At 70.0% G+C, this 14,471-nt stretch carries 12 protein-coding genes; 8 read left to right on the forward strand and 4 right to left on the reverse strand.

All coding sequences use genetic code 11. The annotated features are described in order from the left end of the window. The first annotated feature begins 9 nt into the window (after positions 1-9). From ACG04R_RS24770 to ACG04R_RS24780, 3 genes are all read left to right on the forward strand, one after another. Entirely contained in the window at positions 10-1,203 is a 1,194-nt protein-coding gene (locus tag ACG04R_RS24770) for a phosphoglycerate kinase (RefSeq protein WP_394416492.1), read from the forward strand. Positions 1,204-1,287: 84 nt separating this feature from the next. Then, positions 1,288-2,544, forward strand: coding sequence for a GGDEF domain-containing protein (locus ACG04R_RS24775; protein WP_394416495.1), 1,257 nt, complete (start codon positions 1,288-1,290; stop codon positions 2,542-2,544). A 76-nt stretch (positions 2,545-2,620) separates the two neighbouring features. After that, positions 2,621-4,948 (forward strand): NADP-dependent malic enzyme, encoded by a 2,328-nt coding sequence (locus tag ACG04R_RS24780; RefSeq protein ID WP_394416497.1) that lies wholly within the window; start codon positions 2,621-2,623, stop codon positions 4,946-4,948. A gap of 128 nt (positions 4,949-5,076) precedes the next feature. Here the strand turns inward: ACG04R_RS24780 and ACG04R_RS24785 are convergent, their stop codons facing one another. Beyond that, the gene (locus tag ACG04R_RS24785) at positions 5,077-5,994 is read right to left on the reverse strand and encodes a DMT family transporter (protein ID WP_394416499.1); all 918 of its coding nucleotides are present in this window, start codon (positions 5,992-5,994) and stop codon (positions 5,077-5,079) included. Between the two features lie 20 nt (positions 5,995-6,014). Between ACG04R_RS24785 and ACG04R_RS24790 the strand changes: the two genes are divergently transcribed. The 3 genes from ACG04R_RS24790 (at position 6,015) to pyk (ending at position 8,619) form a co-directional block, all read left to right on the forward strand. Continuing rightward, positions 6,015-6,608, forward strand: a complete 594-nt coding sequence (locus ACG04R_RS24790; protein WP_394416501.1) for a helix-turn-helix domain-containing protein — start codon at positions 6,015-6,017, stop codon at positions 6,606-6,608. A gap of 16 nt (positions 6,609-6,624) precedes the next feature. Further along, positions 6,625-7,119, forward strand: a complete 495-nt coding sequence (locus ACG04R_RS24795) for a GNAT family N-acetyltransferase (RefSeq protein WP_394416503.1) — start codon at positions 6,625-6,627, stop codon at positions 7,117-7,119. 69 nt (positions 7,120-7,188) lie between these two features. Next, on the forward strand, positions 7,189-8,619 hold the full coding sequence (gene pyk, locus ACG04R_RS24800; protein WP_394416505.1) for a pyruvate kinase: 1,431 nt from the start codon (positions 7,189-7,191) through the stop codon (positions 8,617-8,619). Positions 8,620-8,832: 213 nt separating this feature from the next. On the opposite strand, the gene ACG04R_RS24805 is transcribed toward pyk, so the two are convergent. Beyond that, positions 8,833-10,077 carry an NRAMP family divalent metal transporter gene (locus tag ACG04R_RS24805; protein WP_394416507.1) on the reverse strand — a complete coding sequence of 415 codons (1,245 nt, stop codon included), beginning with the start codon at positions 10,075-10,077 and terminating at the stop codon, positions 8,833-8,835. 111 nt (positions 10,078-10,188) lie between these two features. Here ACG04R_RS24805 and ACG04R_RS24810 point away from each other — a divergent pair, with 111 nt between their 5' ends. Together ACG04R_RS24810 and ACG04R_RS24815 are read left to right on the forward strand one after the other, a co-directional pair. Continuing rightward, the gene (locus ACG04R_RS24810; RefSeq protein WP_394416509.1) at positions 10,189-11,145 is read left to right on the forward strand and encodes a glycosyltransferase family 2 protein; all 957 of its coding nucleotides are present in this window, start codon (positions 10,189-10,191) and stop codon (positions 11,143-11,145) included. After that, complete coding sequence (locus ACG04R_RS24815; protein ID WP_394416511.1) at positions 11,142-11,933, forward strand: ChbG/HpnK family deacetylase; 792 nt, start codon at positions 11,142-11,144, stop codon at positions 11,931-11,933. The genes ACG04R_RS24810 and ACG04R_RS24815 overlap by 4 nt, the downstream gene beginning before the upstream one ends. 3 nt (positions 11,934-11,936) lie before the next feature. Here ACG04R_RS24815 and ACG04R_RS24820 read toward each other — a convergent pair whose 3' ends face one another. After that, complete coding sequence (locus tag ACG04R_RS24820) at positions 11,937-13,397, reverse strand: glycosyltransferase family 39 protein (protein WP_394416513.1); 1,461 nt, start codon at positions 13,395-13,397, stop codon at positions 11,937-11,939. A 65-nt stretch (positions 13,398-13,462) separates the two neighbouring features. Further along, positions 13,463-14,275 (reverse strand): alpha/beta hydrolase, encoded by an 813-nt coding sequence (locus ACG04R_RS24825; protein WP_394416515.1) that lies wholly within the window; start codon positions 14,273-14,275, stop codon positions 13,463-13,465. Positions 14,276-14,471 lie beyond the last annotated feature (196 nt).

Genomic DNA, 14,471 nt, shown 5'->3' on the forward strand with positions numbered 1-14,471 from the left:
GCCCCGACCATGAACGTCATCCGCTTCTCCGACCTGATCGCCGCCGGCAAGGTGGCCGGCCAGCGCGTCTTCATCCGCGCCGACCTCAACGTGCCGCAGGACGACAACGGCAAGATCACCGAGGACACCCGCATCCGCGCCTCGCTGCCGGCCATCAAGATGGCGCTGGACGCCGGTGCCGCCGTCATGGTCACGTCCCACCTGGGCCGGCCGACCGAGGGCGAGTTCAAGCCCGAAGACTCGTTGGCGCCCGTCGCCGAGCGCATGGCCGAGCTGCTGGGCCGCCCCGTGCCGCTGCAGCGCGACTGGGTCGACGCCGTCTCCGTCGCGCCGGGCCAGCTGGTGCTGCTGGAGAACTGCCGCGTCAACAAGGGCGAGAAGAAGTGCAGCGAGGAGCTGTCCCGCAAGCTGGCCGGCCTGTGCGACATCTTCGTGCACGACGCCTTCGGCACCGCCCACCGCGCCGAGGCCACGACCTACGGCATCGCCAAGTTCGCCAAGATCGCCTGTGCCGGCCCGCTGCTGGCGGCCGAGATCGACGCCATCACCAAGGCCCTGGCCAACCCGCGCCGCCCGCTGGTGGCCATCGTCGCCGGCTCCAAGGTCTCGACCAAGCTGACCATCCTGCAGAGCCTGGCCGACAAGGTCGACGGCCTCATCGTCGGCGGCGGCATCGCCAACACCTTCATGCTGGCCTCGGGTCTGAAGATCGGCAAGTCGCTGGCCGAGCCGGACCTGGTCGACCAGGCCAAGGCCGTCATCGAAGCCATGAAGGCACGCGGCGCCGAGGTGCCCATCCCCGAAGACGTCGTCACCGCCAAGACCTTCGCGGCCGGCGCGACGGCCTCCGTCAAGGCGGCAGCGGACGTCGAAGACGACGACCTCATCCTCGACATCGGTCCCAAGACGGCCACCAAGCTGGCCGAGAAGCTCAAGGCCGCCGGCACCATCGTCTGGAACGGCCCGGTGGGTGTGTTCGAGTTCCCGGCCTTCGCCCACGGCACCGAAGCCATCGCCCGCGCCATCGCAGAGAGCGTCGCCTTCAGCATTGCCGGTGGTGGCGACACGCTGGCGGCCATTGCCAAGTACGGCATCGAGAAGGACGTCGGCTACATCTCCACCGGCGGCGGCGCCTTCCTCGAAGTGCTGGAAGGCAAGACGCTGCCGGCCTTCGAGATCCTCAGCAAGCGCGCGGCCGGCTGATCCCGCGCGTGGCGGCGTGAGGCCGTCACGCTCGCGCGGGCGTCCCGGATGGACGCCTGCGCCTTCGGCGCCCAGAATGGCCCGATGGTTTTGCGCTGGCTGCTCGCCCTGCTCGTCGTCACGACGTTGTTGGGTCTCTTTGCCAACGAACACTGGATGACACGCCGGCTGGCGCTGGACGGGCGCGGCCCGGGCCAGCAGGCCGAGGTGGTGGACGACAGTGGCAGCGGCGGAGCCAGCCATGCCGAGCTGGTCACGTCGCCCGACGGTGCGCAGACGATGCGCTGCGAGATCAAGCCGGGCTTCGAGTGGCCGTTCTGCGAACTGCAGATCACGCCAAAGCGTGGCGAGCTGGACCTGACCCGCTTCAGCAGCCTGCGGCTGTGGGTGACCGTGCAGGGCCCGCAGAAGGACGCCGGCCCGGCGCAACTGCGGGTTTTCCTGCGCAGTTTCCATCCGGGCTACCCGGGCCACGGCGTCGGTGAAGATCTCAAGCCGCATGAAGTCGTCTTCGCGCCGGCCGGGCTGACACTGCCGGTGGAGCTGCGGCTGTCGCAGTTCATGGTCAGCTCCTGGTGGGCGCAGACCCACCCACTGCCGGTGCCGCTGATGGGGCCGCAACTGGATCGCGTGCGCGCCATCAGCTTCAGTACCGGCGGGCAGGTGTTGCCGGGCATGCATGTCATCCGGCTGGATCGTGCCGAGCTGATCGGCAACTGGGTGGCGCCGGAGACCTTCCGCCTGGGCCTGGTGATGCTGTGGATGGCCAGCCTGCTGGGTTATCTGGTGTGGGAGAGCTGGGCGGTGCGTGCGCGCCTGCGCCGATCCATGCGGCGTTCGCAGGCGCTGGAGAAGCTGGCGTTGCGCGACCCGCTGACGCAGGTGGCCAACCGCGAAGGCCTGAACCGCGCGCTGGAGCTGCTGTTGCGCGCGCAGGGGGAGTTGAGCTTCCCGCTGTCGGTGGTGTTCGTCGACGCCGATCACTTCAAGCGCGTCAATGACGAGCACGGCCACGACGTGGGCGACCAGGTGCTGACGTTGCTGGCCCAGACGCTGCGCGCCAACCTGCCGCGCGACGATCTGGTGGCGCGCTGGGGTGGCGAGGAGTTCGTCATCGTCATGCCGCAGACGCCGGCCGAGGAGGCGGTGGCTGTGGCGGAGCGGCTGCGTGCGGTGCTGCAACGCACGCCGTGGCCGGCGGGCCTCGCCGTGACGGCCAGCTGGGGCGTGGCGGAGGCGCCCAACGAGGCGGGGCTGGAGGCCGCGATGCGCGAGGCCGACCAGGCCATGTACCGTGCCAAGCATGGCGGGCGCGACCGGGTGATATCGGCTTCGGCATGAATCGCCAAGAAACCTGCATCGGGCGAGGCTGAAACGCGGCGTAACCTCGCGGGTTCCCTCTGCGAAACCGACCGCCATGGAAAAGAACAACGCTCCCTTGTCGCCCGCCGAAGCCGCCTTGCGCGACGCCGCCCGCGAGTACCACCGCAGCCCCACGCGCGGCAAGATCTCCATCACGCCGACCAAGGCGCTCAGCAACCAGCGCGACCTGTCGCTGGCCTACTCGCCGGGTGTGGCCTACCCGTGCCTAGACATCGAGCAGGACCCATCGCTGGCAGCGGAGTTCACGTCGCGCGGCAACCTCGTCGGCGTCATCACCAACGGCACGGCCGTGCTGGGCCTGGGCGACATCGGCCCGCTGGCCGCCAAGCCGGTCATGGAAGGCAAGGGCTGCCTGTTCAAGAAGTTCGCCGGCATCGACGTGTTCGACATCGAACTGGCCGAGCGCGACCCGGACAAGCTGATCGACATCATCGCTGCGATGGAGCCCACGCTGGGCGGCATCAACCTCGAGGACATCAAGGCGCCCGAGTGCTTCTACATCGAGCGCGAGCTGTCCAAGCGCATGAACATCCCGGTGTTCCACGACGACCAGCACGGCACGGCCATCATCTCGTCGGCCGCGCTGCTGAACGGGCTGGAGCTGGTGGGCAAGGACATCGCCACCGTCAAGGTCGCCGTGTCGGGTGCTGGTGCCGCTGCGATTGCATGTCTCGACGTGATGGTCGGCCTGGGCGTGAAGCGCGAGAACGTGTTCGTCTGCGACTCGCGCGGCGTCATCCAGAGCGAGCGTGAGGATGCCCGGAGCGGCAAGCTGGACGAGTCCAAGCAGCGCTACTGCCAGGTGAGCAAGGCGCGCACGCTGGCCGATGTCGTCGACGGCGCGGACGTCTTCCTCGGCTGCTCGGCGGCCGGCGTGCTGACGGCGGCGATGGTCAAGACCATGGGCACGCAGCCCATCATCCTGGCGCTGGCCAACCCGGAGCCGGAGATCCGCCCCGAGCTGGCCAAGGAAGTGCGGCCGGACTGCATCGTCGCGACGGGCCGCAGCGACTACCCGAACCAGGTCAACAACGTCCTGTGCTTCCCCTACATCTTCCGCGGCGCGCTGGACTGCGGCGCCACCAAGATCACCGAGGGCATGAAGCTGGCCTGCGTGCGCGAGATCGCCGCACTGGCCAAGGCCGAGACGTCGGATGAAGTGGCCGCGGCCTACGCTGGCCAGGAGCTGGCCTTCGGCCCCGACTACCTCATCCCCAAGCCCTTCGATGCGCGCCTGATCCTGCGCATCGCGCCCGCCGTCGCGGCGGCTGCTGCGGCCGACGGCGTGGCGACGCGCCCGGTGGAAGACCTGGCGGCCTACCGCCAATCGCTGGAGCGCTTCGTCTACCAGACCGGCATGTTCATGCGCCCGGTGTTCGCCGCTGCCAAGGCCGATCCGGCGCGCGTCATCTACGCCGAGGGTGAGGACGAGCGCGTGCTGCGTGCGGTGCAGGTGGCACTGGACGAGGGCATCGCCAAGCCGACGCTGATCGGCCGGCCCGCCGTGCTCGAAGCGCGCATCCAGCGCGCCGGCCTGCGCCTGAAGCTGGGTGACGACGTGGCCGTCATCGACCCCGAGGACGACCCGCGCTTCCGCCAGTACTGGGAGGCGTACCACGCCCGCATGAAGCGCAACGGCGTGACGCCGGAGATGGCCAAGTCGGCCGTGCGGCGCTCCAACACGGCCATCGGCGCGCTGGCTATCGAGCTGGGCGACGCCGACGCGATGATCTGCGGCCTGGTGGGCCGCTTCGACCGCCACCTCGAGCAGGTGCGCGACCTCGTCGGCCTGCGTGAAGGCTCGCGCCAGTTTGCGGCGATGAACGCGCTGATGCTGGACAAGATGACGCTGTTCATCACCGACACCTTCGTCAACGACGACCCGACCGCCGAGGAACTGGCCGACATCGCCGCGATGGCCGCCGAGGAGGTCAGCCGCTTCGGCCTGCCGCCCAAGCTGGCCTTCGTCAGCCACTCGATGTTCGGCTCCAGCACGCGCCCGTCGGCGCTGAAGATGCGCCGCGCGCACGAGCTGTTCTCGGCGGCCCACCCCGAGGTGGAATGCGACGGCGAGATGCACGGCGACGCAGCGCTGTCGGAGAGCGTGCGTCAGGCCTTCCTGCCCGACAGCAAGCTCACGGGTGCTGCCAACCTGCTGGTGCTGCCGACGCTGGACGCCGCCAACATCCTGTTCAATGTGCTGAAGATCAGCGCCAGCCAGGGCGTGACCATCGGCCCCATCCTGCTCGGCGCGGCCGCGCCGGTGCACATCCTGACGCCGTCGGCCACGGTGCGCCGCATCGTCAACATGACGGCTCTGGCGGTGGCCGACGTGCACGAAGCTAGGTTGCACCGCGGTTGACCGCAACTCGCAGCGTTGTTCGGGCCAAGCGACGGGCCGCTCCCTAGCCGGCCCGTCAGGCGATGTGCTCGCGGCTCGATGCCGCGGGCATCGCCGTCCCCTCGGGGACTGACCAGCTTCGCCGGCGTTCAGCGAGGCGAGACTGGGCGAGGGGCTGTGTTGCCGCGGCTGAATTGCGCCAAGGCGACGCCGGCGAGGATGACGCCGGCGCCCAGCAGCTTCGGCAGCGTGAACACTTCGCCACCCCAGGCCCACGCGGCGAGGCCGGCGACCAGCGGCATCAGGTAGATCAGCGGCGCCGTGCGCGCGACGCCGCGCTTCTCGTTGGCCCAGCCCCAGGCCAGCCAGCCGACGAAGCCGCCGCCGGCGACCTGCCAGACGGTGCCCGTCCACACCCAGGCCGGCTGGGCGGCCCACTCCAGCGTGGCCAGCGTCGGCGCGCACCACAGTAGCATCGGCAGCGTGCAGATCAGGCTGCCGTAGCCCAGCACCGTCACGCCGCCGTGGTGCTGGATCAGCGGCTTGCTGGCGACCGTGTAGTAGCTGAACAGCGCGGCGGCGGCCAGCAGCGTCAGGTCGCCCAGGCCGGCGTGCCAGTCGGCCGACAGCAGCTTGTCGGACGTGAACAGCAGCGCGCCCGTCGCCGCGGTCGCGACACCGGCGACCTGGCCGCGGGAGAGCTTCTCCACGCCGCTGGCGCGCAGGATCAGCAGCGTGAACACTGGTCCGCAGGCCAGCAGCACGCTTGCGCTGAAGGCGGTGGAGCCCTGCATGCCCAGCGCCGACAGCGACAGGTGCAGGCCCTGGCCCACCAGCGTGAGGCGCACCAGCGGCCACACTTCGCCGCGGTCCAGCCGCGGCCAGCGCGTACCGAAGCGCCAGCACAGCAGCGCCACGGCGCAGAACGGCATCAGCAGGTAGCGCAGGCCCAGGAAACCCACCGGCCCGATCTGCCCGAAAAGCGCCTTCTGCAGCGGGAAATTCAGGCCCCAGACCAGCACGACGGCCAGCGCGGCGAGCAGGGGAGGGGTATGGCGATCGTTCATTTGCGCTAGCATATTCCCATATGAGAGAAGAATTCTCTGATTCGGTCGAGGAAGGTCAATTCGAGCGCCAACTGGCCGATCGGCTGGCCGCGCTGCGCACGGCGGCGGGCTGGTCACTGGACGAACTGGCTTCGAGGAGCGGTGTCAGCCGGGCGACCTTGAGCCGGCTGGAGCGGGCCGAGACCAGCCCGACGGCGACGCTGCTGTCCCGCCTGGCCCGCGCCCACGGCCTGCCGCTGAGCCGGCTGCTGGCCGACGCCGAGGCCTTGCCCGTGCGCCTGCTGCGCGCGGCCGACCAGCCGCGCTGGCACGACCAGCAGAGCGGCTTCGAGCGCCTGATGCGCTGCCCGCCGCTGGCCGGCTTCGCGACCGAGGTCATCGAGGCGCGGCTCGCGCCCGGCGCCGAACTGGTCTACGACGAGCCCACTGTTGCACGGCTGGAGCACCACCTGTGCCTGCTCGACGGTGCCGCGCGGCTCACGCTGCAGGGCCAGGTGTTCGAGCTGGCCGCGGGCGACTCGATCAGCTTCCGCTGCGCCGGCCGCAGCGTTTTCGCCAACCCGGGCACCGAGCCTGCGCGCTATCTGCTCGCGATGACGGTGCCCACGCTGTAACTGGTATCGAACCACGATGACCGCTGACCCAGCCCTTCGCCTTGAACCCCTGGACCCCGGCCACCCCGACGCGCAGGCGCTGATGGCGCAATCCGAGGCACTGATGAGCGCGCTCTACCCGGCCGAAAGCAACCACTTCGAGCCCGCCGATGGCCTGCGCGAACCGGGCGGCAGCTTCTTCGGCATCTGGCGCGGCGAGCAACTGCTGGCCTGTGGCGGCGTCAAGCATGTGGCGGTCGGTGATGAGCCCGCCTACGGCGAGATCAAGCGCCTGTTCGTGCTCGACAGCGAGCGCGGCCAGGGGCTGGCGCGGCAGCTGATGGCACGGTTAGAGGTCGAGCTGCTGGCGCGGGGCGTGCCGCTCGCGCGGCTGGAGACCGGCATCCACCAGCCCGAGGCGCTGGCGCTGTATCGGCGGCTCGGCTACATCGAGCGCGAGCCTTTTGGCGGCTACGCGCTCGACCCGCTGAGTGTTTTCTTCGAGAAGCGGCTGGCGCTCATCGCGCACTGAAACGCGGCGAAACTTCTGCGGGGCTGGGCGGCCCATAATTCCGCCGCCCCTAGAAAGTTGAGACAAGCCATGACCCGCGCCACCAAGATCGTCGCCACCCTCGGCCCCGCTTCCAACACGCCGGAGGTGCTCGAAAAGATGATCCGCGCCGGCGTCGACGTCGTGCGCCTGAACTTCTCGCACGGCAAGGCCCAGGACCACATCGACCGCGCCAACATGGTCCGCGCCGCGGCCGAGCGCGTCGGCAAGTCGGTGGCCATCATGGCCGACCTGCAAGGCCCCAAGATCCGCGTCGGCAAGTTCGAGAACGGCAAGATCGAGCTGGTCCCCGGCGCGTCCTTCATCCTCGATGCCGACCGCACCGAGCTGGGCAACCAGGAAGTCGCCGGCCTGGACTACAAGGAACTGCCGCGCGACGTGAAGCCCGGCGACACGCTGCTGCTGAACGACGGCCTGCTGGTGCTGACCGTCGAGGCCGTGCGCGGTGCGCAGGTGCACACCATCGTCAAGCTGGGTGGCGAGCTGTCCAACAACAAGGGCATCAACAAGCAGGGCGGCGGCCTGACGGCGCCGGCGCTGACCGGCAAGGACATGGACGACATCAAGACCGCGATGTCGTTCCAGTGCGAGTACCTGGCCGTCAGCTTCCCGAAGAATGCGACCGACATGGAAATGGCGCGCCAGCTGGCCAACGTGGCCGGCGAGCCGTGGCGCCACAAGCCGGCCATGATCGCCAAGATCGAGCGCTACGAGGCCATCCCCCACCTCGAAGCCATCCTGAAGGCCAGCGACGGCATCATGGTCGCGCGCGGTGACCTGGCCGTCGAGGTCGGCAACGCGGCTGTGCCGGCGCTGCAGAAGCGCATGATCAAGATGGCCCGCGAGCTGGACAAGGTCTCCATCACGGCCACGCAGATGATGGAATCCATGATCGTGAACCCGGTGCCCACGCGCGCCGAGGTGTCCGACGTGGCCAATGCCGTGCTGGACGGCACCGACGCCGTCATGCTGTCCGCCGAGACGGCCGCCGGCAAGTTCCCGATCGAGACCGTCGAGCAGATGGCCGCCATCGCGCTGGAAGCCGAACGCGCCGAGTTCGTCACGCTGGACACCGACTTCGCCGGCCGCCAGTTCGGCCGCATCGACCAGTCCATCGCCATGGGCGCGCTGTTCACGGCCCACCACCTCGGCTGCAAGGCCATCCTGGCGCTGACCGAGTCCGGCTCCACGGCGCTGTGGATGAGCCGCCACCGCATCAACGTGCCCATCTTCGGCCTGACCAGCCAGACCGTCAGCCAGCGCCGCATGGCGCTGTACCGCAACGTCAAGCCGCTGCTGATGCCCGAGTTCAAGGACCGCGACGAGGCGCTGGCTGCGGCCGAGAAGCTGCTCGTCGAGCGCGGCGTGCTGATGCCGGGCGACACCTACGCCATCACCTGCGGCGAGCCGATGGGCTACCCCGGCGGCACGAACATGCTGAAGGTCTGCCGCGTGGGTTGACCCACCCCCGAGGCGCTCACGCGCCTCCCCCTCAAGGGGGCTGAGCCCGGACACAAACAGTCCTGAGGACTGTTTGTGCCTGGCGAAGGACAAGGCCTCTGGCCTTGGCAGCTGTCAGTGGCCTGGCAAAGCCAGTTCCACGACAGCCGCTGGAGGGGAAGCCGGCCGCAAGCGGCGGCTTCGAAAAAACAGTGACGGGATGAGCGCGTCGGCTTAGCTCACCACCAGCGCCACGACCGTCAGCGCCATGACGCCCGTGGCCAGCCAGCCCAGCGCGCGCAGCCGCCGGCCGATGGCGTGGCCGCCCATGACGGACGGGCGCGACGCCAGCACCATCATCGCCACCATGATGGGCACGGCCGTGACGCCGTTGAACACGGCAGACCAGAACAGCTCCTTGACCGGGTCTATGGTCGAGAAGCACAGCGCCACGCCACCCAGCGTGGCTGCGGCGATGACGCCGTAGAAGCCGCGGCCCTCGCCGCGTTCCAGCTTGAGGTTCAGCGAGCCGCGCCAGCCCGCCACCTCCGCCACCGCGTAGGCCGCCGAGCCGGCCAGCACCGGCACGGCCAGCATGCCCGTGCCGATGATGCCCAGCGCGAACAGCAGTGCCGCGTGCTGGCCGGCCACCGGGCGCAGCGCCTCCACGGCCTGGGCCGAGGTCTGGATGTCCGTCACGCCGGCCGCGTGCAGCGTGGCGGCGGTGGACAGCATGATGAAGAAGGCAATGAGGTTGGAGAAGCTCATGCCGATGTTGGTGTCGATCTTGATGCGCCGCAGATGCCGCTTCACCTCCTGCGCGGTGTGCGGCGCGCCGGCGCCGCGGTCCTCGACCTCCTGCCCGGCCTGCCAGAAGAACAGGTAGGGGCTGATCGTCGTGCCGAACACGGCCACCACCATCAGCAGTGTGTCGCGGTTCCAGCGGATGTCGGGGTGCACGGTGCGCAGCAGCACCTCGCGCCAGTCGAAGTCCAGCACCAGCACCACGCCCACGTAGGCCAGCAGGCCCAGCGTCAGCCATTTCAGCCAGCGCACATAGCTCTGGTAGGGCAGGAAGACCTGCATGACCGCGCTGCCCAGCCCGAACGTGAGCGCGTAGACATGCGCCGAGCCGCCCGCCAGCAGGCGCACGGCCTCGGCCATCGCGGCGATGTCGGCGGCGATGTTGAGCGTGTTGGCCGCCAGCAGCAGGCCCACCAGCGCCAGCAGCACCGGCCGCGGGAAGGCGTTCTTGAAGTTGGCGGCCAGGCCCCGGCCGGTGACGTAGCCGATGCGCGCGCTGACGACCTGGATGGCCGCCATCAGCGGCAGTGTGAACACCAGGCTCCACAGCATCGAGAAGCCGAACTGGGCGCCGGCCTGGGAGTAGGTGGCGATGCCACTGGGATCGTCGTCCGCGGCTCCGGTGATGAGGCCGGGGCCGAGCTGGCGCAGGTAGAGTCGGAGCCGACTGAGCATCGCTGCAGCCTAACCGCGGGCGCGCAGCGCGCGTCGGTCGCTGCCGCTCGGGAAAGCCAGCGGTCAGTCAATCACAAGGCGGCTGTCATGCCGCTGTCTAACAATAGGAGCATGACTGCCGTGACCCGAGATCCCGGTGCCAGCCTGGACGTGGTTTTGCCGGCGTTCAACGAGGCCGCCAACCTGCCTGCGCTGTTCGCGCAACTTCAGCGTATGCTCAGTGCGCTCACGCCGCGCTGGCGCCTTCTGCTCATTGACGACGGCAGCCGCGACGACACCCCTGCCGTCGCGCTGGCCGCCATCCGCTCCGGCCTGCCGCTGCGCTACGTGCGGCTGTCGCGCAACTTCGGCAAGGAGGCTGCGCTGACCGCCGGCCTGGCGCTGGCCGACGCCGACTGCGTGCTGCTGATGGATGCCGACGGCCAGCACGCGCCCGATCTCGTCGCCGAGATGCGCGCCGCCTGGTTGCGTGGCGCCGACATGGTCTGCGCCGTGCGCGCCAACCGCGACGAGGAAGGGGCGCTGAAGCGCCTGGGCACGCGGATGTTCTACGGCCTCGTCAATGCGTTCACGACGCTGCACATCCCGCCGGATGCGGGCGACTTCCGTCTGATGGACCGCTGTGTCGTCGCCGCGCTGAACGCGCTGCCAGAGCGCAACCGCTTCATGAAGGGCCTCTACGCCTGGGTGGGGTTCCGCACCGAGTTCCTGCCCTACACGCCACAGGCGCGTGCCGGCGGGCGCAGCCACTTCTCGCTGGGGCGGCTGCTGCGGCTGGCCTTCACCGGCGTGACGGCGTTTAGCAACCTGCCGCTGCGCATCTGGAGTGCGCTGGGCGGCGTCATCGCAGTCTGCGCGCTGGGCTACGGCAGCTGGATCGTCATCGAGCACTTCGTCTACGGCAGCCCCATTCCGGGCTGGCCCACGGTGGTCGTGGGGCTGATGTTCTTCAGCGGCGTGCAGCTGCTGTCCATCGGCATCATCGGCGAGTACGTGGGCCGCATCTTCGACGAGGTCAAGCAGCGGCCGGTCTACCTCGTCGCGCAGGACACGGGCGACCCGACATGACGGCCACGCGCCGGCTGGCCGTCTGCGCGGACGACTACGGCCAGGGCGCCGCCATAGACCGCGGCATCCTTGCGCTGGCGGCCCGGGGCCGCATCACGGCGTTGAGCTGCCTCGTCACGCCGCCGCGCTGGCCCCACGCCGGTCCGGCGCTGCACGAGGTCGACGTGGCGGCGGGGCTGCACTTCAACCTCACCGAAGGCGAGCCACTGAGCGCCGCGCTGCGCCGGCACTGGCCGCGCTTCCCCGGCCTCGGCGCATTGATCGCCCAGGCCCACCTCGGCCGCCTGCCCGCCGCGCTGGCCGACGAGTTCCAGGTCCAGCTGCAGCGCTTCGTCGACGTCATGGGACGCGGGCCGGCCTTCATCGATGGACACCAGCATGTGCATGCGCTGCCCGGCGTGCGGCCCGTCGTGCTGGCCGCTGCGCAGAGCCTGCAGCTGCCGGTGCGCAACACCGGCCGCGTGCTGGGCCCCGGCTTTGCGTTCAAGCGCCGCGTCATCGAGGCCTGCGGCGGCCGTGCGCTGGCCGGGCAACTGCAGGCGCGGCGCCTGTCCACCGCGTCGGCGCTGGTGGGTGTCTACGGCTTCGACCCGCGTGCCGACTACCGTGCGCTGGTGCGGGGCTGGCTGCGCGACGCGCCCGATGGCGCGCTGCTGTTCTGCCATCCGGCGCTGGGCGAGCCCGACCCGGGCGACGCCATCGCCGCGGCGCGGGCCAACGAGATGGCCTACCTCGCCAGCGACGCGTTCGCGCAAGACCTGGACGAGTTCGGCGTCACGCTGGGCTGAGCCTCACGGGCACGAGGTCGGCCGCGGCAGTTCGTACAGCGTGCCGCGCCGACCGGCGAACACGGCCTGCGCACCGGGCAGCGTGTCTTCTGGCATGGCCACCAGCCAGATCCGCCCAGGCGCGCAGCGCTCGCGGGCCAGGCGCTCGGGTGTCCACAGCACCTGCTCCCCGTGCTCGGGGGCGAAGCGGGCGGCGTCCAGCAGCTCGCGCTTCCAGTTGTCGCCGCCTTGTGCGCGCACCGCGTCCCAGTCGGCCAGCGCGGCCGGCGGTGCGGTCAGGCGTGCCTGCAGGCGCAGGTCGAAGAACGGGTCACCGGTGACCAGCACGCGGTCACCCGGCGCCAGGCGGGCGCGCAGCGCGGCGCCCACGTCGGAGGTGTCCGGCTTGCTCCAGCGCATCACGGCCGGCACGATGGCCACGCACAGCAGCGCGCTCAGCCCCCACGCCCAGCGCGCGCCGCGCCGGCCTCGCCAGGCCTCGAACAGCAGCAGCGCCAGCGGCAGCAGCACCGGCAGCACGTAGCCCACCAGCTTGGAGCGCGGCGCCGAGAAGAAGGCGACGATGACGATGATCCACCACAGGTCGAAGCCGACGCGGCGCAGCGCCGCCGGCAGCCGCAGGCACAGCGGCAGCGTGCCCAGCGGCAGCACGGCGAGGAAGAACCACCAGGGCTGGGCGTTGTTGAAGCGCGCCTCGGTGTAGCGGCGGAAGTGCTGTTCGACGATGAAGTAGTCGAAGAAGCCCGGGAAGCGCTGCTGCATGGCCAGCATCCACGGCAGCGCGATGGCGGCGAACACGCCCAGCGCCAGCGGATGCAGGGCGAAGCGGATGTCGGCCCAGCGCCGCTGCACCACCAGCCAGGGCAGCACCACGAGCCCTGGCAGCACGACGCCGATCAGCCCCTTGGACAGCAGCGCGAAGCCCATCGCGGCCCAGGCACCGCACAGCCAGGCCAGGCGGTGGCGTTCGGCATCGAAGGCGCGGCGCACGCTGACGATGGCCAGCGAGATCCAGCCGGCCACCAGCATGTCGTGGTTGGCGTACTGGCCGCCCAGGTAGAACAGCGGCAGCACGGCCAGCCAGGCCAGCGCCTGCCGCGCGACGTCCGTGCCGTAGCGGGCGCGTGCCTCGATCCACAGCGCCAGGCCCAGCAGCCAGGCGCCCAGCAGCGGCGCCGCGCGCAGCGCCAGCGGCACCGGGCCCAGCAGGTGGATCGCGGCCATGTCGATCCAGTACATCAGCGGCGGCTTGTGGAAGTAGGGCAGGCCGAACAGCGTGGGCGTCAGCGCGTCGCTGTTGCTCAGCATCTCGTACGCCACGCCGCCGTAGCGGCCTTCGTCGGGCAGGGCGACCTGCCGCCAGGGCGCGCCCAGCAGCAGCCACAGCGCCAGCAGGATCAGTGGTGCCGCGGCGCGCAGCCGCGACGACGGGGAAGGGGAGGGTGTGGTTGCGAGGGACGGCATCGTCGCGACAGCCTAGTTGATTCGCATGACGCGACGTTTCTTGCGGCTGACGAGGGACTGAATTCTTACCGCTGTGCCGCCGCGTCCAGCGCCTCGCGCACGGCATGCGTGTACGCAGGGAAGTGCTGCAGGTCGTTGTGGCCGGCGCCGTCGATGGGTATGAAGCGCGCGTGTGGCAGCAGGGCCTGCAGCGCCGCACTGTGGGCCGGCGGAATCAGCGAGTCCCGGTCGCCATGCAGCAGCAGCACGGGGCCGGTGATGCGCGGCGCCAGCGCCTCGGTGTCCAGCGGGTAGCGCAGCAGCGCGCCCGGCACCCAGGGGTAGAGCTCGGCGGCCAGCCGCCGCATGCTGCGGTAGGGCGAGATCAGCACGGTCAGCTCCGGGTGCACCTCGGCTGCCAGGCCTGCGGCGAGGCCGGTGCCTAGCGAGCGGCCGGCGATGACGCGCACCTTGCCGGCATACAGGGGTGCAATCTGCTGCCAGGCAGCGCGCACGTCCTCGCGCAGCTGGGCCTCGCTGGCGATGCGGCCGGTGCTCTTGCCGTAGCCGCGGTAGTCCAGCATGAAGAGGTCGTAGCCGGCGCGGCGATAGACGTCGACATTGCCGAACCAGGACTGCAGATCGCCCGCATTGCCGTGCAGGTAGAACACGATGCCGCGTGGCGCCGGCAGGCGCAGGTGCAGCGCGTCCAGCCGGGCGCCGTCGGGGCGCGCAACGCTGACCTCGTGCACATCGTTGCCGAAGTGGAAGACGTGGTCGGCGGGCAGGCGATCCGGTGCGAACAGCAGCTTCTCCTGCCCCCACCAGAGCGCGGCGAGCACCGCGACGTAGAAGCCCGCGGCGGTGATCAGCAACTTCAGCAGCGCGCGGCGCATCATGTCGTGCGGCGTGACGGGCGCCGCAGGCCCCGATGGCCGAAATACCAACTGCACATTAACGAAGCAAACTGCACAACAAATAGGCGGGTTGCACCGCAGATATGCCGATGGCGCGGCGGACAGGTGAATCGCACGATAACCATGCGGCCCGCACAATCATGAGGCGCCCTAGATATGGTGGTTGCCAATATAGGTG

The organism is Pelomonas candidula (assembly GCF_043555985.1).
Lineage (GTDB): Bacteria > Pseudomonadota > Gammaproteobacteria > Burkholderiales > Burkholderiaceae_C > Pelomonas > Pelomonas candidula.